A 20,173-nucleotide genomic window follows, 5' to 3' on the forward strand; every position below is an offset into this window, starting at 1 on the left:
TCAGAGTAACGCTTTATCTTTTACTCTCAATTACCGATTGGGAAGTACCGACTTTACTCTCCGAATACCTCTGTCGCGAGGCTCTTTCTGACGGATTTGGCAGCTTCCTCGGGTGTGACTCTCTCCTCTGAGACACCGATATCGGGTATCTTTCCGACGACCTCGACACCTGTCATCATCTCAATTTCGCCGGGGTTCGTCCTCTCTGCCGCGTCAGGATTCTCGGGATACGGGTTGAGGACTACCCCCGATATCTCTATGTTCCTTCTCTCGACTGCCTCGACGGTGAGCGCTGTGTGGTTGAGGGTTCCGAGGCTCGGACGTGCGACAATGAGAACGGGGACTCCGAGGTCTTCTATCAGGTCTATTACCTCCTTGCCTTCTACGAGAGGTACCCTCACGCCTCCGACTCCCTCTACGACGGTGAAGCCGTCCTTGGATAACCTCGATACGACGTGTTCGAGTACACTGTCGTAGCCCAGGTCACGTCCCTCTATCTCCGCCGCGACTCTCGGAGCCAAGGGCTCTTCGAGTACCGACGCGCAGACTTCGTCTACGGGGTCGCCCGACGCCGCACTAAGAAACTCGGCGTCGTCACTCCCGCCCGACTCGACGGGCTTTACTGCGTTCACGTCGAATCCCTTGTCTTTCAGGCATCTCGCTATTCCTCCCGCGACTACTGTCTTACCTACTCCTGTGTCGGTTCCTGCTACGAATATCCCGTTCGTGTTCATATCACTCCCACCTCTTTGCCTGCCTCCTCGAACGCGTCCACGACTTTTCGGAGTTCGTCGTGTGTATGGGTCGCCATCGCGCTCACACGTATCCTACTCGTACCTTCGGGGACTGTCGGAGGACGCACTCCGGGGGCGAAGACGCTTCTCTCTTCGAGCTTATCCCCGAGTCTTACTGCAACTTCGGCGTCGCCTACGAGAACCGGGACTATCTGTGACTCACGGCTGAGTATCTCATATCCGATCTCGCTCAGATCCTCTCTCAAGAACTTGACGTTTGACCAGAGGTCTTCTCTCAGATTCTCTCCCTCATCACTCCTTACGAGATTTACTGCCTCACGTGAGACCTCGGCGTCTATCGGGCTGAGACCCGTGCTGAAGACGAACGACCTCGCCTCGTTCACGAGGAGGTCGATAAGCTCCGAAGACCCCGCGACAAAGCCGCCCTGGCTTCCGAGGGCTTTGCTCATTGTCCCCATCTGAATGTCTATGTCTCCGACGAGCCCTTCTCTCCCGACTACGCCAGAGCCCTCCTCGCCTACTACACCTGTGGCATGCGCCTCGTCGACCATTACGAAGCCACCGTCGTCGCGCGCTATCTCCGAGATTTCCCTGAGAGGGGCTATGTCTCCGTCCATCGAGAAGACCGAGTCGGTCACGATTAGCTTACGTCTTCCGTCGTGTTTCTTCCATTTTTTACGGAGGTCGTCGGCGTCACAGTGGTCGTACACAACGGTTTTGGCGTCCGAGAGACGGCATCCGTCGACTATGCTCGCGTGGTTGAGTCCGTCGCTGAATATAACGTCTCTCTCATCGGTGACTGCGGTGATCGTCCCGACGTTCGCGGCATATCCCGACGAAAATACGAGAGCGTCACGAGTACCTTTGTAGTCGGCAATCTCGTCTTCGAGACGCCGGTGGGGCTCCAGGTTACCCGATAGTAGACGCGACGCTCCCGCGCCTGTGCCGTACTCCTCGCCCGCTCTGCACGCCGCCCCCTTCAGACGTCTATGGTTTCCGAGCCCGAGGTACGAGTTGGAGGAGAGAACCAAGGTTCTGTCATCCTCGCCGTCGACCGTCGCTGTCTTTCCAAAGCCGTCGAGTTCCCTCATCGACCTGTAGAGTCCCCGGCGTTTCCTGACCTCAACCTCCTCGAACATCTACTAGAACCCGGGCATTATCTCGCTCGGATCGAAGAGGCCGTAGAGTCCGTTTTGGTTGAGGAAGACGCCTTTCTTGAGGTATCCGAGCGCGGGACCGTTGACGTTCGCTGCCATGCTCGTGTTGTCGTCTAGCTTGAATGTGTTGGTGCCCTCGTCGCCCTCGAAGGTCGTTCCGGTTACACGTACGGTCGTCGTCGTGGGTTTCTCGTCCTGTGTGACGTCGAGTATTCCTCCTACCTTGACGTCGGCGGAGTCACATATTCCCGCCTTTTCGAGGAGTACCTCGTCGGCGTGTTCCATGTCCTCGAACTCAAGACGTCCGTCGTGTTCTTCTATTATCTCCTCTATCTCGTCGTCGGACATCTCGGAGACCTTTTCGAGGTCGTACTCGGGGAGATGTGCGATGTCCTCTCTCACTGTTCCCTTGTTCTCCTCGTACCCGCTTTCTATGCCTACTCCCCACCATATCTCTATCTCGTTGACCTCTACAAAGCTCTGTGAAGCGATTGCGGCGGCTCCCGTGAGGAAGCCGGGCGTCGCACCCGCGCCACAGATGAAGGTAATTCCCGACGCCTCTATCTTCGACTCCATATCCTCGAGCATTCCGATTACACGTGACCTCTTGAGGACGTCTATCATGACTCCCGAGTAGCCCGCGTCTGCGAACCGCTCGACGGTATCGGGTATGAACGAATGGGGGATGTTGGGAAGAGCCATCAGGACGGCGTCTATACGGTCGCTGACCTCGATGACCTCCTGTATCGAGTCGTTCGCGGGAGTCCCACCGGGAGCCTTCGCGACTGTTCCTCCGTCGGCTTCGACCGCATCGACGATGTCGTCGACTTCGAGACCGTCGAAGTCTATTGCCACACCTTCTTTGTCACAGACGGCGACCGGACTGAGGTCGTCCTTGTACTCCGAGACTTCGAGTGTTCGTCTGCCTATTCCACCTGTACCAAGTACGGCTATGTTCTTTGTATCTGCGTCTGTTTCAGACATATTTATCGAGTTCTTTGGGTTTTATACTGTAGAAATCCGACACTCCATCAACCAGAAACGGCGTAGTCTCAAGACTGTCTATATAGCTGTTCAGATCCATGTCGGGAGAGACGAAGTAGACGCGTCCTCCCGAAGAGCAGTCGGGCTTCATCCTCGGAAAACGGAAGTAAGTCGCGTCCACAGCTACGTATCCGGGCTTATAGCCGGGATTGTCCGACCAGCAGACTTCCCCGACTGTTCCCTCGACCCACTGTGTCTTCGTAGACAGAACGACTGCGTCCTTGACACGTGTTCCGCCGAGACCCGCGTCGTGTATACACTCTTCGAGTTCCTCCTCGCCTTCATCTGTCGTGCCGACGTAAGAGGTTCTCACTCCTCGACTCTCGTCAGGTTCGAGCCTTTCTCCCGTCTCGGAGTCGACGACTGCGGCACCCCTCATCTCCACGTCCGATCTGAGTATACGGAGTCCCTCATCGACTGCCTTCTCGGAGACGTCTTCTGCGAGTATCTCTCTCGCTTTTTCGAGGCTCTCCTTGACTCCGGATGTCTCGACGGTGACGACATCGACTGCGTCGCGTCTCTCGGGCTCCCCCTCTATTCTATCGACTGAGACCTCTACGGAGTCGGGCGTCTTTCTCGGGTGGTTCATCGCTCTCGCCGTCATAGACGAGACTGTGTCGTCTATCTCGTCGTCGACGACTATGTCCTCCGCGCCCGAGACGTGTTCGTCGTTCAGGGAAGCCCTCATCCGTACGCTGTACATACTCTATTTCTATTCGAGGTCTTCGACGCGTCTTCCCGCGTTCTGGATCATCTCTATGTCTTCCTGTGCGTTCTGTCCCTCAGTCGTGAGGTAGTCGCCTATTAGGAGACCGTTGGCTCCCGATCCGAGTATCTCGGGCTGTCTCTCCTTGAGGTTCTCCTCGCGCCCTCCGGTAATCCGTATCACCTTCTCGGGCATCATGAACCGGTAGATGGAGACCGACCGGAGTATCTCGTCGACTGTGATCTTCGAGTACGACTCGAACGGCGTTCCGGGTACGGGATTGAGTATGTTGACAGGTATCGAGTCGACATCGAGCCTCCTGAGCTCGGAAGCCGCCTCTATCCTGTGTTCTATCTCCTCACCCATTCCGAATATTACTCCGACACATGTCTTAAGACCGACCTCCTGTGCGATCTGAATAGTCCTGACCCTGTCGCCGTAGTCGTGTGTGGATATGACCTCGTCGAAGTACGACGGCGCGGTCTCTATGTTGTGGTTGTAATGCTGGAGACCCGCCTCTGCGAGATCCTCCGCCTCCTCACGTGTGAGAACCCCGAGGGAGCCGTCGGGTTCTACGTCTGTCTCGTCCCTGATGAGACGTATAGACTCTAAGACCTTCTCGAACTCGCCGGGGCGTTTCTGCTTGTCGATTCCGCGCTCGGCGACCACGATACCAAACCTGTTCGAGCCGTCTTCCTCTGCCCTCTTCGCGGCTTCGAGTATCTCCTCGGGGTCGAGGTAGTCGTACTCGTCGACGCCCGTGTCGTAATGGTTCGACTGGGCGCAGAAGCCACAGTCCTCGGCACATCCGCCGCTCTTGGCGTTGATGATAGAGCACGTATCGACGCCGTCGCCCATATTCGACTCACGTATCTCGTCGGCGGCGTCGACAAGGGGTTCGAGGGGAGCGTCGGCGAGACGGAGAGCCTCCTCCTCCGAGACTCCCTCACCCCTCAGAGCCTTCGTCTTCAGATGACCTATCTCCTCAGCTAACTCGTTAACCATACACGCGAGTCTGGTTGACGAGATAGTATAATACTTATGGTAGTTGGTTATACTCTGGGGTCGACTGCTTTGTCGACTTACTTTTTCGTAAGCTTAATCTTACTTCGGGGACTTCTAACAGTTGACACACGCTCCCGCTCCCGCAGTCCAGCCCATCCTTCTGTTCCGAGTGTGTGTCACGACACGCCCATGTCACCACGTCCACATCCAGTCCATTTTTGACCGAAACACGAAAGGGGTTAGACACGGAATCCGTACCCAGAGCCGGATGGACGACTCGTCTGACATAGACACCGGGAGTCTGAGACCGAGAGAGTTAGCCAAGGTCGTTGTTCGTGTGTGGCGTGAGAGAGGAGACAGAGCCGCTGTCAAGACACATGACTCAGACGTATTCGTCGTCACGAGAAGCCGATCCGAGTCATACCCAGACTCCGGGTACGACCGTCTTATCTTGGTCAAGACGTCGGGTAGCTTCGGTCAAGACAACGCCGAGTACCTACTCAGGACTGCGTCGCGAGCAAATGCGTCTGAGGCTTACGTCGTCTACACCGACACTGTCGAGCTACTCGTCGACACCGACGACATACAGTTCGTCCCCGCGCGGCGTCTGTTGGACGAAGTCGACCACGAACTCTCTGACCTCAGCACGGATACAGAGACGACACTCGACAGACGCCGACTCCTCCTCGTAGCAGCCGCAGTAGCGGGTCTCGGGATCGGGGCGACTCTCGTACTCGATCTGTTACCCTTACAGACACAGACCCGTGACGAGGGGACTACAGACCCTACCACTCCCGGGACAGTCCCGTCGGGGGAGACGCCGGCTTGGTCACAGTTCCAGAACGACGCCGCGAACACGGGATACACCTCCTACACCACCGACGACAGCCTCACGTCTGAGTGGAGTTACCCGACCCGGGGCTCCGTCGTCTCGTCACCTGCAGTCGCCGACGGTAGAGTATTCTTCGGAAGCAGGGACGGAAGTCTCTACGCAGTCGACGCCGAGTCGTCTGAGACGGCTTGGAGTTACAGTACCCGGGCTGGGATCGACTCGTCACCTGCAGTCGCCGACGGTAGAGTATTCTTCGGAAGCAGGGACGGAAGTCTCTACGCAGTCGACGCCGGGTCGGGCGACCGAATCTGGGAACACGCCACAGACGGAGCCGTCGTCTCGTCGCCCGCAGCCGTCGGAGGAACTGTCTATGTCGGAAGCAGGGACGCGAGTCTCTACGCAGTCGACGCCGAGTCGGGCGACCGTCTCTGGAGCTACGAGACGGGGTTCGACGTCGTCTCGTCGCCCGCAGCCGTCGGAGGAACTGTCTATGTCGGAAGCAGGGACGCGAGTCTCTACGCAGTCGACGCCGAGTCGGGCGACCGTCTCTGGAGCTACGAGACCGGAGAGCCCGTCAACTCGTCGCCCGCGGTTCTCGATGACACCGTCTACTTCGGAGGTCTCGACTCGAACCTCTATGCAGTCAGCACCGAGACGGGCGAGGAGAGATGGAGACATCCGACACGTGGTCAGATCAGATCCTCGCCGGCTGTAGACCCCGAGAGACAGGCTGTATACGTCTCGTCACTCGACCGACGTCTCTACCGTCTGTCTTTAGACGGCGACCAACTCTGGAGATACGACGCCCAGAGCCAGATGAGATCCTCCCCAGCCCTCAGCCGTGACAAGGTCTACGTCGGTGACTCCGACGGTGTACTACACGCAGTCGACGCCGAGTCGGGCGACCGAGTTACGACACATTCACTCGACGAAAGGATACTCTCGTCCCCGGCTGTCGTCGAGGGATCGCTCTACGTCGGAGACGACGCGGGTGGACTCCAGTCAGTCAGACTCGTCGAGACGCGTGACTGAGTCAGGCTCCGAGTCTACTTTCTCTAAACAGAAGGAATTTTTTGGTTTACCAAAAAATCCTTGGTAATTTTTAGGTGGCTGGAGAACATACGGTCTAACAAGATGGATCTAATAGCCAACCTCACCCTGGTGTTCTTAGCCGGTCTAATGACGGCGTTAGCCACGGGGGTAGGAGCACTTCCCTTCTTCGTGTTCGACGAGATAGAAGACCGGTGGAACGTCGTCCTCTGGGGTCTCGCCTCGGGGATAATGGTCTCAGCTTCCCTCTTCGGACTCGTCGAGGAGGGTCTGAACGAGGGAACCGTCTGGGAGATACTCCCTGGAGTCGGGGTCGGTGTCCTCCTCGTCGTCGTTAGCCATTACTTCATAGTCAACGCCGAGGTCGACCCACGTGAGTACGAGGAGGCTGACTTCAAGAAGCTCCTCATCATACTCGGGATACTCACAGTACACAGCTTTCCCGAGGGGGTCGCGGTCGGCGTCTCTTTCGCCGACCTCAACCTAGGAACCGGACCTGAGCTACTCGGCTTCACGGTTCCCGTCCTTGCCGTCTTCATGACGGTCGCGATCTCGATACATAACGTCCCCGAGGGAACTGCGGTCGCGATACCTCTCAAGGCGATGGGTGTCTCGAAATGGAAGATGGTCTGGTGGGCTGTCTTCTCCAGCCTGCCACAGCCGATAGGTGCTGTGATAGCCTTCGCCTTCGTACGTGTCGCACGTGAGTTCCTGCCGTTCGGCTTCGGATTCGCCGCGGGTGCGATGGTCTTCCTCGTACTCACCGAGTTCATACCCGAAGCTCTCGAAACCGGAGAGGATCTCCCGAGAGGCGGGAAGGTCGAGCTACTCTCGGGGATCGCCCTCGGAGTCCTCATAATGCTCCCGCTCAACATGATCTGATCCTCCCAACCCAAGACTTAGTACCGTAGGAGACTAATCCGGCTTAACTCACAGATGTTCGACAGTCTTCTCGATATATTCCGATCCAAGGACGAGGACCTCGAAACTACCTACTCCGACGCCGCCGAAGACTTCAGGAGCCTCAGGTCTGAGACTATACAGAAAGCACACGAGGAGTACGACGCTCTCCGTTCCGAGGTCGGGACTACTCTCGGAAGACTAGACGACGAGCTCTCCGAGATGCGACGGCGTGACTACGACGAGGACGTTATAACTGACGTCATGGACAACATACTCACACGTAGACGTAGCCTGATACACGACGTCGACGTCTCCGAGGACGCCAGACCCGAAGACCTCAGACGTGACCTCGCGGAGTTCATAGACGGCTTCAGGGATATGTCACGTAAGGAAGCCGCTGTTATACAGGAGATCGAGATTCCCGAGGGATTCTACGGAAGCCTTGAGGAGATAGAGGAGGAGTACGAGAGACTCGGTCAACTCGTCGAGTCGGAGTACTCCGCCGTCGAGACCCACAGACGTCTGGCTGACGCCGTCGGGAGACGTGACGAGATAATCGACGAGATAGACAGCCTCAGCGACGAGATAGACGGTCTCGGACTCGAAGACCACGAAGAGGAGTTACAGAAAACGCGGGAGTCGCTTGAGGATCTCGAGGAGTCCGATGTCTGGGACGAGTACAGCTCGCTCAAGGAAGAACTCAGTGACGCCGAGAGTGCGAGAGACGACGTCTTAGACCGGCTCTCGGGGTCGATGGCTGAGACACAGCGCGGTCTGAGGAAGATACTCTACGAGGTCGAGAACTCCGACCTGTCCCTCGACTCGGACGTCGACACACGTGTCCTCCGGAGACTCAGGGACTCCGAGGCGGAGGATCTCATCGAGTCCGACCCCGCGACTGTCGAGAACACAGTCAGACAGATGAGACGTGACCTGGAGGACGGCTTGGGATCTGACGTACTGAGTGACACCGACCGTGAGAAGCTACTCGCGGGTCTCTCGTCTCTCGAAGACTTCTCCGAGACTGTCGAGGAGGTCGAGTCACTCGACGAGAAAGCCGACTCTCTCAGCGACGAGATAGACAGCCACGAGGCTTCGGAGAAGAAGAGAAGTCTTGAGGAGGAGATAGACAGACTCGAACGTGAAGCCGAGAGGAAACGTGAGAGACGTGACACGCTCCGCGAGAGGATAGAGTCGAAACGTGAGAGATTACACGAGACCGAGGAGAAGATAAGAAACATACTTGAGTCGGCACTCGACCGAGACGTCGTACTCGAAGACCGAGACATAGACCGAGAGGGGGAGGACGGTCAGGATGCGTGAGAGAGACATACACCAAGACGAGACCTACATAGAGGCTTTCTTAGACGCCTTCGACGACGTACTTTACACACACACAGTCGACGGCGACCTCCTCGACTGGAACCGCGCGGTCAACGAGGTCACGGGATACACAGACGACGAGATACGCAGTATGAATGCTCTCGACTTCTTCGAGGGCGAAGACAGAGACGTGATACGTCGAGGAATCGAGGAAGCCGTCGAGACGGGTGGGGCGAGGAGAGAGGCAGACCTCGTGACGAAGGACGGCGACGAGATACCCTACGAGTTCGTGGCTAACAGACTCGAAGACATAGACGGAAACCAAGTCATCGCAGGCATAGGAAGGGAAATCACCGAACGCAAGGAGTACGAGGAGGAGCTTGAGAGGACACGTGACCGTCTCGAAGAGGCACAGAGGGTTGCGGGCATGGGACACTGGGTCTCGGACTTCGAGGAGATCGAGTGGTCAGACGAGGTCTACAGTATATTCGGTGTCGAGCCCGGAGAAGTAGATCCTACACACGAGAGATGGCTAGAGTTCGTCCATCCCGACGACCGCGACAGAGTGGAGGATGCCGTCGACGAGGCACTCGAAGAAGACAACTACGACATACAACACCGTATAGTGCGTCCCAACGGCGAGGTACGTGTAGTCCACGAGAGGGGCGACGTACAGTACGACGACGACGGCGATCCCGTACGTATGATCGGTACTGTTCAGGACATCACGCGTGAGAGACGTATCAGGAGCCTACTCAACTCGATCAGGGATATCGCTCAGGGGGTTCTCGAAGCCGATACAGCCGACGAGGTCTACGGTTCGACTATGGACGTCCTGTCTTCGAGGGAAGGCTTCGGATACGACTACGCATGTGCGTCGATAGGAGTCTTCGGTGACGACGGACGTGAGGTCGAACGGATATACGACGCGGGAATGATAGCCGACGACGACGAAGAGTGTGAGGTACTGTGGCGCGAGATCTACACATCCGACTACGTCGACGAGGTCTTTGAGAAAGATGTCCTCGTCATAGATGACGTCACACAGCCGCCCTACGAACAACACGGGAGTTACGACAGACCCGTACATGGTGCCGTCTCGGTTCCCCTGAGACACAGAGACGACGACTACGGCGTTATGACACTCCATCTCCCGCCCGACCGTGACGCCGACGACGGTAGTATCTCCGAGGACGAGGTTCGTCTCGTAGAGGAGATGGCACACGACGTCTCTCTCGGTGTCTACTCCGTCGAGGCGGAGGAGAGGCTAGAGCGCGAGAGGGACGAACTCGCCCTACTCAACCGTATAGTTCGCCACGACATACGTAACGACATGAACCTCGTCTTAGGTTGGGGTGACATTCTGAGAGACTACGTCGAAGACGACGGCGAGGAGTATCTCGAAACCGTCTTAGACATGAGCCGCCACGTCGTCGATCTCACGAAGACTGCGAGGGACTACGTCGAGTCGGTTGAGATGGGGGAGGAGGCTGAGGTCGAACCCATCCGTCTCCGCGAGACTGTCGAGAACTCCGTCAGAAAGAGACGTGAGACCTACCCCTCTACCGACTTCGTCGTCGACTCGATCCCTGACGTAGACGTCGAGGCTAACGACCTCCTGTCGACTGTCTTCAGGAACCTCCTCAACAACGCAGTACAGCACAACGACTCCGAGGAGCCAAGGGTCGAGGTCTCAGCAGAGGAGGAGGACGGCGAAGTAGTCGTGACTGTCGCCGACAACGGTCCGGGTGTTCCCGACGACCTCAAGGACGAGATCTTCGGAAAGGGCGAGAGGGGGCTCGAAAGTGAGGGAACCGGAGTCGGTCTCTACCTCGCAAAGACAGTCGTCGAGAGCTACGGCGGTGAGATCTGGGTCGAGGACTCCGACCTCGGCGGTGCCGACTTCAAGGTCAGTCTCAGGAAGACGTAGTTTTCTCAGCTAATTTCATGATATTTATGAATTAAAGATAAATTTAATACAGTACATAGATAATATTATAAATGTGACAGAGATCGAACTTTCATCGAGTCAGTACCGTATACTCTCGTCGCTCGTGAGTCTCCACAGGGCACACGGCGATTCGGTTAAGGGCAAGGAAGTAGCCGAGGCGGTCGACAGGAACCCCGGGACTATACGTAACAAGATGCAGTCGCTCAAGGATCTGAGCCTCGTCGAGGGTGTCGTCGGTCCCAACGGAGGCTACAAGCCCACAGAAGACGCGTATAAACTCCTCGAAATCGACGAGTCGGGAGGCCTCAACAGTCTGCCACTCCTCAGAAACGGCTATCCGGTCGAGGGCGCGACGGTCGCCGAGATCGATCTCAAGAGCATAAACCATCCGACACTCTGCCGAGCCGAGATACAGATAAAGGGAGACATACACGAGTTCCACGAGAACGACAAGATAAAGATAGGACCTACTATATACGGCTTTATCATATACGGCTCGGTAGACGTCAAGGACGACGACAGCAGCAGAATAGTCGTAGGAGTCGAGGAGATGAAGGTCGTCTGAGACCTGCCGAAGCTCATACGGTACTGTACTGTCTTGTCGTGTCTCTGTTGTATTAGAAAAGGTTTAACATACGACGCTGCAACTCTTTCTTAGACTATACTCATACATAAATAAACAATAATGAAGCTGACAGGAACTCAGGAGACAGTAGACGTCCTTCTCGTCGAGGCTGAGTCCGAATACGCCTCAAGGATACGGAACGACATATCCGAGGCGGGGAGGTTCCTCTTTGAGTCCGACTACAGACTCACACACGTGGAGACAGTCCCGGAGGCTCAAAGACTCGTCGACGACTCCTTCGACGTAGTGCTTTTAGACACCGAGACCGAAGACGACGGGAGCTTCGGTACACTCGAATACATAGTAGACGAGACCGACGGAGCCGTCCCTGTAGTCGTTCTGACTGATCTCACCAACAGGGAGAACGCAGTCGAGGCTATCGAGAGGGGTGCTCATACTGGAGGACAAAAATAGATAAGATTGAATACCGTCTTCTCGGAAAACGTCGGATACGTACCCGTGTTATTCCCGGTATCCGACTTATAGGAAAATTCATATTCACGTTCTTTTGTCCTTCAGTATCAGGACTACCTCGACAGGAAAGAGGTGAGTCCCGAGGCACTCGCGCGTTCGATACGTTACGCAGTCGAGAGAAACACGCAGAGACGTGAGCTGAGACGGACTAAGACGAAGTACGAGTCGCTCTTCGAGGGATCTCCCGACCCCGTCATTCTCTCCGACAGAACTACGGGAGAGATAGTCGAGGCGAACTCGAAGGCTTCGAGACTCGTAGGCTACTCCGACCACGAGATAGTCGGGATGAATCAGTCGGAGCTACATCCCGACGAAGAGAGATATAAGAGCCTGTTTGAGAGGGTCAAGGAGGACGACAGCCCTGTGTCGGAGTTCGAGGACGGCTCGCAGATATACGTGGTCACCGCTGACGGTGAGAGGATACCCGTTGAGATCTCCGTCTCGGAGGTCGGCGTCGACGGCAGAGACCTCATATACGGTGTCTTCCGCGATATATCCGACAGGAGAGACCGCGAGTCTGACCTAGAGAGGTACGAGGACGTCGTTGAGAGCCTACGTGTCGGCGTCTACAGAAACACTCCCGGAGAAGAAGGTGACTTTATCGAGGTTAACTCGGCTATGGTCGACCTCTTCGACGCCGACTCGGAGGAGGAGCTACTCGAAACCCATGTCTCGGATCTCTATGTAGACCCCGAGAAGAGAGCCGAGTTAAGTGACGAACTCATGCAGAAGGGCTACGTCGAGGGCAGAGAGCTCAGACTCAGGACGCTTGAAGGCAACGAGTTCTGGGCTTCGGTAACCGCCACGAGGGAGTTCGACACCGACGGCGAGGTCTACTTCGACGGAACTCTGAGGGACGTGACCGAGAGGAAGAAACGCACGAGGGATCTACGGCGTGTCAAGAGAGTCGTAGACGAGGCTCCTATCAGTGTGGCTATATCCGACCCAAGGTACGACGACAACCCCATAGTCTATGTCAACGACAGGTTCACCGAGGTCACGGGGTACACTAAGGATGAGGTCGTGGGAAGGAACTGCCGTTTCCTACAGGGAGACGACACCGACGACGAGACTGTCGCCGAGATACGTGAGGCGATAGACGACGAGCGCCCAATAAAGACAGAGATACTCAACTACCGGAAGAACGGTGTCTCGTTCTGGAACGAGCTACATATAGCTCCTATATATGACACCGACGGCGATCTGATGAGCTTCGTCGGCTTCCAGATCGACGTTACTGACGAGGTGAGGAGGAAACGCAAGCTTGAGAGGTACCACGGTCTCGTCGAGAACGTACCTGTAGGCATCTACCGTAAGATGCCCGAGAAGGACGGACGTCTCGTCGAGGTCAACCCGGCTCTTGCGTCGATATTCGGGGCTGAGTCGGAGATCGACCTCTTGGGGGTTCCACTCAAGAACCTCTACTCCGACGTAGAGGATCACGACGACTTCCTGCGCGAGATCGACTCCGAGGGCGTCGCAACGAAGGAGCTACGTATGAAGACGGTCGACGGAGACGAGTTCTGGGCGATGATGACGGCTTACCAGTTCGAGTCGGACGAAGGTGAGACGTATATCGACGGCATGGTTCACGATATTACCGAGAGAAAGGAGTATGAGAGGGAGCTAGAGGAGAGGAACTCCGAGCTTGAGCTTCTCAACCGGATCGTGAGACACGATATACGTAACGACATGCAGGTCGTACTCGGAATGAGCCAGGCTCTCGAAGCCGACATAGACGACGACAGACTCGACCGTGTCATAGAGAACAGCCACGACGTGATAGAGCTCACGAAGACGATGCGTGATCTGATGGAGACTATGATGTCGGAGTCCGAAGAAGCCGACCTCGAAGCCGTGAACCTCCGACAGATCATCGAGAATCAGGTCGATGAAGTCATGAGCTCGTACGAGAGGGCTGAGGTCACGACAGAGACGCCCGACATCGACTCTACTGTCGAAGCCGACGGTATGGTCTCGTCGGTCTTCAGGAACCTCCTCGAGAACGCAGTACACCACAATGATGCCGAAGTTCCGAGGATCGAGGTCTCAGCAGAGGAGGAGGACGGCGAAGTAGTCGTGACTGTCGCCGACAACGGTCCGGGTGTCCCCGACGACCGGAAGGACGAGATCTTCGGAAAGGGCGAGAAGGGACTCGAAAGCGAGGGAACCGGAGTCGGTCTCTACCTCGTGAAGACAGTCGTCGACAGGTACGGTGGCGACGTCTGGGTAGAGGACTCCGACCTCGGCGGTGCCGCCTTCAAGGTCAGGCTCAGAAAGGCAGAAACAGAGTCAGAGACAGAGACGTGACTACCCGATGTAGCCCTGTGTCGAAGCCGCCGAAGCCGGACTGAACTCGACCCTTACCTCGGTTCCGTTCTCCGACGACTCCGCCTCCACCTCGGCGTCGAGGATCTTCGAGACCACATAGACTAGCGACAGTCCGAGACCGCTGCCGTGTCTCAGGGGCTCCTCGTCGCCGCGTGACAGAACCGAGAGATCCTGTTCCGACATGCCGTCTCCGTCGTCGGAGACAGTCACTCTGACTCCCGTCTCAGAGACGTCTACTTCGACCTCGACAGTCGGGGACTCGCCCGCGTGCTCGGCGGCGTTCTCCAGAAGCTCCTTGAACACCAGCTTCGCCCTCGGTGCGGCGAGAGCCACAGCCTCGGAGGATTCGGGCGGTATGACCGAGACCGAAACAGAGACGTCGGGGTACTTGTCACGTGTCTCCTCGACGGCTTCCTCGACGAGACTCAGAACATCAGTCGGACGTGGTATCGGAGGCTCAGTAATCTGGTCTTCGAGTCTCCTCGCCTTCTCGCTCAGCCGGAGTAGATCGTCCGTCTTCTCACGTATCATCGCCGCCGCCTCGGCGTCTCTATCACCCTCCCGCGTCTCCTCGATCATGTCCGCGTATCCCGAGATCACGTTCATGCCGTTTCTGAGGTTGTGGCGCAGGACACGGTTGAGTACGCTTATAAGCTCGTCGCGCCGAGTTATCTCCGAACTGTATCTGTGGTTCCGTATCACAGATCCAACAAGTTCGCCGACGAGTTCGACGAATATCCTCTCGGCTTCCGAGAAGGGCTCACACGTCTCCGACGAAGAGAAACAAGCCGTACCGTACGGCTCGCCGTCGACGAGTACCGGGGTTCCGTGGTAACATCTCAGACCCGTATTTTCGTACGCCGGGTCGTCCTCCCAGCCCTCGTTCGGCGCGTCACTGATGTCGATCCGTGACCTCGTACGTACGACCTCACGGCAGTAGGTCTCTCCGAGTTCGAGCTCTTTTCCCTCTGCGACCTTGCCGTCGGGGGGATCGGTGCTCACGACAGTCTCCCATCTGTCTTCGTCGATGTCAGTACGTGCCACGTAGCCGTGGTCGGTTCCGAGGTAGTCGCGCCCTACTTCGAGGAGACGTCTTATCTTCTCTCCTTGACGGGGAGGCTCTCACGCATTACTGCGTAGAGGTCTCGGCGTGCTTCCCCTGCCCCTGCGTCTCTCTTGGTGTCTCGGCTCATCTCAGTTAATCAAGAAATCCACTAACTGCTGGACCCACGTTCTCTGGCTCGACGAGAAAGGCATCGTGTCCGTAGTCACTCTCCTGTACCGTGTGTTCGACGTCGACGTCCGCCTCCTCGAACGCCCTTTCTAGACTCCTCGACTGTTCGACCGTGAAATGCCAGTCACCCGTGAAGCTGATTATGAGTGCCTCGCCGTCGAATGCGGCTAAGGCGTCGGCGTCGGACTCGTAGCCCTGTGATAGGTCGTAGTCGTCCATCGCCCTGAGGAGGTATATGTAGCTGTTGGGATCGAACCTCTTAGCGAACTTCTCCGACTGGTAGTCGAGGTACGACTCGACGTCCCTGTACTTGAAGAAGTCGCTCGTGGGGTCTGACGAGACTATCTCGTCGTCGGTGGGGTCACGTCTCGCCGACCTCCTCCCGAACTTGTCCTCCATCGAGTCCTTCGAGAGGTACATTATGTGCCCGATCTGTCTCGCGAGACGCAGACCGTCCTTCGGCGGGTCGGGCTCTCCGTCGTCTCCCGCGGAGTAGTAACGTCCACCCCTCCATTTGGGGTCGTTGAGTATCGCCCTCCTCGCTACGGAGTCGAGCGCGAGTGCCTGTGGATCGAGACGCGCCGCCGTCGCGATAGGGACGACCTTCTCGACGAAGTCGGGGTAGAGCTTCGCCCACTCTAAGACGTTCATGCCGCCGACGCTTCCTCCCACGACTGCGTGGAGGCTGTCGACCCCGAGTATCTCGAGAAGCATGCTCTGGGCACGTGTCCAGTCTGTGATGGTCACGGGAGGGAAGTCGGGTCCGTAGGGCTCTCCCGTCTCGGGGTTCTCGCTCGCTGGTCCCGTACTGCCGTAACACGAACCCGGGACGTTCGCACAGACTATGTAGTAGTCGGAGGGATCTATCGACTTACCGGGACCGACTATGTCGTCCCACCACGCCGCAGCCTGCCCGCTCGTCCCAGCGTCACGTCCTCTTCCAGCGACGTGTGAGCTTCCCGTGAGGGCGTGACAGACTAAGATGGCGTTGTCACCCGTGTACTCGCCGTAGGTCTCGTACGCGACCTCTAGCTCGGGTATCGACTCGCCACACTCGAACTCGAACCGCCCGAGACTCACGGTGTCACGGGTCACGTCCATCTCCATCTACTACGACACCTCTCTTATCGCGTTGTCTATGTCGTCTACTATGTCGTCGGCGTCCTCGATGCCGACCGAGAGACGTACCATGTCGGGTGTCACGCCGCTCGCCTCCTGTTCCTCCTCCGTAAGCTGCTGGTGTGTCGTGCTCGCGGGATGTATCACGAGCGTCTTCGAGTCACCGACGTTTGCGAGGAGTGTAGCCAACTCGGTCGCCTCACAGAACCCCCTTCCGGCGTCGTAGCCTCCCTCTAAGCCGAAGGTTATCATTCCGCCGTAGCCTCCGTCGAGGTACTCGGTCGCCTCCTCGTGTGTCTCGTGGCTTTCGAGACCGGGGTAGTTTACCCACGCGACCTCGTCGTGGTCTTCGAGGAACTCGGCGACCTCCAGGGCGTTCTCCGACTGCTTCTCCATCCTGAGTGGGAGGGTTTCGAGCTTCTGGGCGGTGTTCCACGCGTCGAAGGGCGACTGCTGGTTTCCGAGGTCTCTCATCCCCCTCGTCCTCGCGGCGTAGGCGAAGGCTGCGTCTCCGAAACGCTCCTTGAAGTTGACGCCGTGGTAGGCGGGATTGTCACCAGCGACCTCGGGGTAGTCGTCGGCGTCCCAGTCGAAGCTCCCTCCGTCGACGACGACTCCGCCGACAGTCGTGCCGCTTCCGTGTATCCATTTCGTCGTCGACTCCCAGACTATGTCTGCGCCGTGGTCGAGAGGGTTGGACAGGAAGGGCGTAGCGAAGGTGTTGTCTATTACGAGTGGGACACCGTTTTGGTGTGCTACCTCGGCTAGCCTCTCGATGTCGGGAGTCACGAGAGCCGGGTTTCCGATGGTCTCGGCGTGGACGTACGCGGTGTCGTCGTCTATCCTCTCGTCGAATCCCTCGTAGTCTAGCGGGTCGACGAAACGTGACTCGACGCCGCGTCTGGGTGCTGTGTGAGTGAAGTAGGTGAACGTACCGCCGTAGAGAGCCGAAGACGTCACGACGTTGTCTCCCGCAGACGCGAGTATGAAAGTCAGAAGGTCGAGAGACGCCATCCCGCTCGCAGTCGCGACCGCGGCGACTCCGTTTTCGAGACTCGCCATCCTCTTTTCTAGGACGGCGTTCGTGGGGTTCATTATCCTGCTGTATATGTTGCCCGCCTCTTCGAGTCCAAAGAGCTTCGCGGCGTGTTCGGCGTCCTCGAACTCGTAGGAGGTAGTCTGGTAGATCGGCGGTGCTACCGAACCCGTCGCGGGATCGGGGTCGTAGCCGTCATGTACGCTCCGTGTCCTGAACCCGTCGCTTTCATCAGAGGAGTCTGAGTCAGTCATTGTTACTGTAGTAGTATCGTACTTCTTCGGTTATAAATGCGGTGTACGTACCGGTGTATGACATAGGTCTGACTCAGCTTTATATATACGGATATATAGTTTAGACTCGACGCGGGATGGAGATGGGTATGCAGGGACTTGAACCCCGGGCTTCCCGTGGCTGTATATTATTGGACGGCGCGCCGCGCGGACTCGCACCGACCATTGGCTCGGAGGACAGCCACGGGCGTTCTTCCGCTGAACTACATACCCTGAGGTTAGTCTCTAGCTGGCTCTCGTAAATAGCTTATCCCCTGAAGATGTATCTGGAATCCTACATCTACATTTACAGTTCCTCGATAAATCTCTCTATGACTTTCCCTTCAACTCTATGTAACGTTTCACTACACGTGGATTTCGCTATTCCAGCCTCGTGGCTCACATCGTCCAATGAGGCTCTTCTAGGTGTGTCGTAGTATCCCTTCTCGAAAGCCGTGAGTAATAACTCTTCCTGATTATCTGTTAGTAGATCCTCACGTTCGGTCTCACGTATGTACTCGACGTCGAAATTTACACCCAGAGTATCTAAACGTTCGGACAGATTCGAGAGACGTTCGTGAGACGCGGTAATCTCCCATACTACCTCTCCGTCATTGATATCGAAAGGGGTCTCGATAGGCATTCCCGACTCCTTAGCCGCAAGGAGCAACGAAGGACTGCTCGTTTCGAACTCTACAAGGGCTTCATTATCCGTCTTCTGAAGTGGGTTCAAGGACTGAATCTCTTCGTCTTTCTCCATCTCAGATATGATCGTCTCTATATCGTCATCGTCACCATCCATCTCGATAATACCAACACCGTTTTCATCCGCTACAGCGGCTACTACACGGAAGAGAACATCCGAATACGATTTGGATATCTCGCTTATCCATTTCCCTTCGGGTAGACTCAGTCTTAACTTAGCCTCGGGCATCTATACTCTTCCCTACTAATACATCGTGCATCTGTATAAATCTAGGATAAGATTGTGGATTAAGACAGCATTCTAGGCATGTCTTCCTCGACAGTCGTGTTTGGCTGAAGACCGAACTCCTCTACCAGAACGTCTTTGACGTTGGGTGAGAGGAAAGCAGGTAGCTGAGGACCCAGAGTAATATCCTTTACTCCGACCGAGAGGAGCGAGAGTAAAACTGTTACAGCCTTCTGCTCGTACCAAGCAATATTGAACGAAAGAGGGAGGCTGTTTATGTCATCGACATCCATCGCATCGGCTAGTTCCTGTGCTATGAGAACGAGAGAGTACGAGTCGTTACACTGACCTGCATCTATCACCCGTGGAATACCTCCGATATCACCGAGGTCGAGTTTGTTATACCGGTACTTCGCACATCCCGCAGTCAGTATAACTGTGTCCTCGGGAAGATCCTCAGCGAACTCGGTGTAGTACTCGCGATCCGAATGTCTTCCGTCGCATCCAGCCATCACCATGAAGGTACTTATCTTCCCTTCTTCAACTGCCTCTATCACCCTATCCGAGACAGCCGAAACCGCATCATGAGCGAACCCGACCGTTATGTCACCCTCTTCAAGCTGTTCGGGGGGCTCACAGCTCTTTGCGTGCTGTATGATATCTGAGAAGTCCTTAGTTCCGTCGTCCCCATCAGGCTCAGCAATATACTGAAGATCGGGGTATCCGACGACACCCGTGGTGTAGACACGGTTCTTGTACGACTCCTTCGGGGGCACAAGACAGTTGGTGGTCAGAAGTACAGGACCGTTGAAAGACTCGAACTCCTCTTTCTGTTCCCACCATGCGTTTCCGTAGTTTCCCACGAAATGGTCGTACTTCTTGAGCTCCGGGTAGGCATGAGCCGGAAGCATCTCACCATGTGTATACACGTCGACACCTGTTCCCTGGGTCTGTTCGAGGAGATTCTCCATATCGCTGAGATCATGCCCGCTTATGAGTATACCGGGGTTGTCCCTCACACCGAGATCCACCGTAGTAGGCTCGGGATCTCCGTACTCAGTGGTATTTGCTTCATCGAGCAGAGCCATAGTCTCGACTCCCATCTCCCCCGTCTCAAGTGATAATTCGACGAGTTCGTCGACTGACTTACTGTCGTCGAGTGTAGCACCGAGCGCTCTCTGGATAAAAGCCGTAATATCCTCGTCCGTCTTACCTAAGACGTTTGCGTGGTGATAGTACGCCGAGATCCCCTTCAGACCGTAGGTTATGAGCTCACGGAGTGACCTTATGTCCTCGTCATCGGTCTCAAGCACACCAATATTCTCGGATTTCTGGAGTATATCATCCTCAGAGTCGGGCGACCATGTCACAGGTATTCGGATAGCGGATTGATTTCGTAGCACTCTCGTTTCTTGCCCTACAACA

The 20,173-nt window shown here is 56.3% G+C and carries 17 protein-coding genes and 1 tRNA gene; 7 read left to right on the forward strand and 11 right to left on the reverse strand.

Translation table 11 applies throughout. The features are described from left to right. Positions 1 to 53: 53 nt before the first annotated feature. From bioD to bioB, 5 genes are read right to left on the reverse strand one after another with little or no spacing between them, the layout of a single operon-like run. On the reverse strand, positions 54 to 734 hold the full coding sequence (bioD, locus tag SV253_08365) for a dethiobiotin synthase (protein ID MDY6776068.1): 681 nt from the start codon (positions 732 to 734) through the stop codon (positions 54 to 56). Continuing rightward, positions 731 to 1,894: an 8-amino-7-oxononanoate synthase gene (gene bioF, locus SV253_08370; protein MDY6776069.1), complete on the reverse strand. Its 1,164-nt coding sequence runs from the start codon at positions 1,892 to 1,894 to the stop codon at positions 731 to 733. Before bioF ends, bioD begins: the two co-directional genes overlap by 4 nt. A gap of 3 nt (positions 1,895 to 1,897) precedes the next feature. Continuing rightward, positions 1,898 to 2,896 (reverse strand): transcriptional regulator, encoded by a 999-nt coding sequence (locus SV253_08375; GenBank protein MDY6776070.1) that lies wholly within the window; start codon positions 2,894 to 2,896, stop codon positions 1,898 to 1,900. Continuing rightward, positions 2,889 to 3,659 (reverse strand): 6-carboxyhexanoate--CoA ligase, encoded by a 771-nt coding sequence (locus SV253_08380; GenBank protein MDY6776071.1) that lies wholly within the window; start codon positions 3,657 to 3,659, stop codon positions 2,889 to 2,891. Before SV253_08380 ends, SV253_08375 begins: the two co-directional genes overlap by 8 nt. A gap of 9 nt (positions 3,660 to 3,668) precedes the next feature. Next, entirely contained in the window at positions 3,669 to 4,667 is a 999-nt protein-coding gene (bioB, locus tag SV253_08385; protein ID MDY6776072.1) for a biotin synthase BioB, read from the reverse strand. Between the two features lie 268 nt (positions 4,668 to 4,935). Between bioB and SV253_08390 the strand changes: the two genes are divergently transcribed. From SV253_08390 to SV253_08420, 7 genes are all read left to right on the forward strand, one after another. Next, positions 4,936 to 6,531, forward strand: coding sequence for a PQQ-binding-like beta-propeller repeat protein (locus SV253_08390; protein MDY6776073.1), 1,596 nt, complete (start codon positions 4,936 to 4,938; stop codon positions 6,529 to 6,531). Between the two features lie 102 nt (positions 6,532 to 6,633). Then, entirely contained in the window at positions 6,634 to 7,431 is a 798-nt protein-coding gene (locus SV253_08395; GenBank protein ID MDY6776074.1) for a ZIP family metal transporter, read from the forward strand. A gap of 54 nt (positions 7,432 to 7,485) precedes the next feature. Beyond that, positions 7,486 to 8,775 carry a hypothetical protein gene (locus SV253_08400; GenBank protein MDY6776075.1) on the forward strand — a complete coding sequence of 430 codons (1,290 nt, stop codon included), beginning with the start codon at positions 7,486 to 7,488 and terminating at the stop codon, positions 8,773 to 8,775. Then, entirely contained in the window at positions 8,768 to 10,705 is a 1,938-nt protein-coding gene (locus tag SV253_08405; GenBank protein MDY6776076.1) for a PAS domain-containing protein, read from the forward strand. The genes SV253_08400 and SV253_08405 overlap by 8 nt, the downstream gene beginning before the upstream one ends. A gap of 73 nt (positions 10,706 to 10,778) precedes the next feature. After that, positions 10,779 to 11,291, forward strand: a complete 513-nt coding sequence (locus SV253_08410) for a TrmB family transcriptional regulator (protein ID MDY6776077.1) — start codon at positions 10,779 to 10,781, stop codon at positions 11,289 to 11,291. 120 nt (positions 11,292 to 11,411) lie between these two features. Beyond that, positions 11,412 to 11,765 (forward strand): hypothetical protein, encoded by a 354-nt coding sequence (locus SV253_08415; protein ID MDY6776078.1) that lies wholly within the window; start codon positions 11,412 to 11,414, stop codon positions 11,763 to 11,765. Between the two features lie 132 nt (positions 11,766 to 11,897). After that, entirely contained in the window at positions 11,898 to 14,135 is a 2,238-nt protein-coding gene (locus SV253_08420) for a PAS domain S-box protein (GenBank protein ID MDY6776079.1), read from the forward strand. Here the strand turns inward: SV253_08420 and SV253_08425 are convergent, their stop codons facing one another. The 6 genes from SV253_08425 to hcp all read right to left on the reverse strand — a co-directional run. After that, positions 14,136 to 15,254 (reverse strand): GAF domain-containing sensor histidine kinase, encoded by a 1,119-nt coding sequence (locus SV253_08425; protein ID MDY6776080.1) that lies wholly within the window; start codon positions 15,252 to 15,254, stop codon positions 14,136 to 14,138. A gap of 100 nt (positions 15,255 to 15,354) precedes the next feature. Next, positions 15,355 to 16,491, reverse strand: a complete 1,137-nt coding sequence (metX, locus tag SV253_08430) for a homoserine O-acetyltransferase (protein MDY6776081.1) — start codon at positions 16,489 to 16,491, stop codon at positions 15,355 to 15,357. 9 nt (positions 16,492 to 16,500) lie between these two features. Further along, on the reverse strand, positions 16,501 to 17,799 hold the full coding sequence (locus SV253_08435) for an O-acetylhomoserine aminocarboxypropyltransferase/cysteine synthase family protein (GenBank protein ID MDY6776082.1): 1,299 nt from the start codon (positions 17,797 to 17,799) through the stop codon (positions 16,501 to 16,503). Positions 17,800 to 17,922: 123 nt separating this feature from the next. Further along, a tRNA-OTHER gene (locus SV253_08440) sits at positions 17,923 to 18,051 on the reverse strand. A 73-nt stretch (positions 18,052 to 18,124) separates the two neighbouring features. Then, positions 18,125 to 18,751, reverse strand: a complete 627-nt coding sequence (locus SV253_08445) for a helix-turn-helix domain-containing protein (GenBank protein ID MDY6776083.1) — start codon at positions 18,749 to 18,751, stop codon at positions 18,125 to 18,127. Between the two features lie 59 nt (positions 18,752 to 18,810). Beyond that, the coding region (gene hcp / locus SV253_08450) for a hydroxylamine reductase (protein ID MDY6776084.1) at positions 18,811 to 20,173 on the reverse strand (1,363 nt) is incomplete at its 5' end.

It is taken from the genome of Candidatus Afararchaeum irisae, from assembly GCA_034190545.1.
In the GTDB taxonomy this organism is placed as follows: Archaea; Halobacteriota; Halobacteria; order Halobacteriales; family Afararchaeaceae; genus Afararchaeum; species Afararchaeum irisae.

Excerpts from the sequence above, each read along its gene's own strand:
- SV253_08395 (MDY6776074.1), top strand. The coding sequence starts at position 6,634 with ATGGATCTAATAGCCAACCTCACCCTGGTGTTCTTAGCCGGTCTAATG.
- bioF (MDY6776069.1), bottom strand. The coding sequence starts at position 1,894 with ATGTTCGAGGAGGTTGAGGTCAGGAAACGCCGGGGACTCTACAGGTCG.
- metX (MDY6776081.1), bottom strand. The coding sequence starts at position 16,491 with ATGGACGTGACCCGTGACACCGTGAGTCTCGGGCGGTTCGAGTTCGAG.
- bioD (MDY6776068.1), bottom strand. The coding sequence starts at position 734 with ATGAACACGAACGGGATATTCGTAGCAGGAACCGACACAGGAGTAGGT.
- SV253_08400 (MDY6776075.1), top strand. The coding sequence starts at position 7,486 with ATGTTCGACAGTCTTCTCGATATATTCCGATCCAAGGACGAGGACCTC.
- SV253_08405 (MDY6776076.1), top strand. The coding sequence starts at position 8,768 with ATGCGTGAGAGAGACATACACCAAGACGAGACCTACATAGAGGCTTTC.
- SV253_08375 (MDY6776070.1), bottom strand. The coding sequence starts at position 2,896 with ATGTCTGAAACAGACGCAGATACAAAGAACATAGCCGTACTTGGTACA.
- SV253_08390 (MDY6776073.1), top strand. The coding sequence starts at position 4,936 with ATGGACGACTCGTCTGACATAGACACCGGGAGTCTGAGACCGAGAGAG.
- bioB (MDY6776072.1), bottom strand. The coding sequence starts at position 4,667 with ATGGTTAACGAGTTAGCTGAGGAGATAGGTCATCTGAAGACGAAGGCT.
- SV253_08415 (MDY6776078.1), top strand. The coding sequence starts at position 11,412 with ATGAAGCTGACAGGAACTCAGGAGACAGTAGACGTCCTTCTCGTCGAG.
- SV253_08380 (MDY6776071.1), bottom strand. The coding sequence starts at position 3,659 with ATGTACAGCGTACGGATGAGGGCTTCCCTGAACGACGAACACGTCTCG.
- SV253_08445 (MDY6776083.1), bottom strand. The coding sequence starts at position 18,751 with ATGCCCGAGGCTAAGTTAAGACTGAGTCTACCCGAAGGGAAATGGATA.
- SV253_08435 (MDY6776082.1), bottom strand. The coding sequence starts at position 17,799 with ATGACTGACTCAGACTCCTCTGATGAAAGCGACGGGTTCAGGACACGG.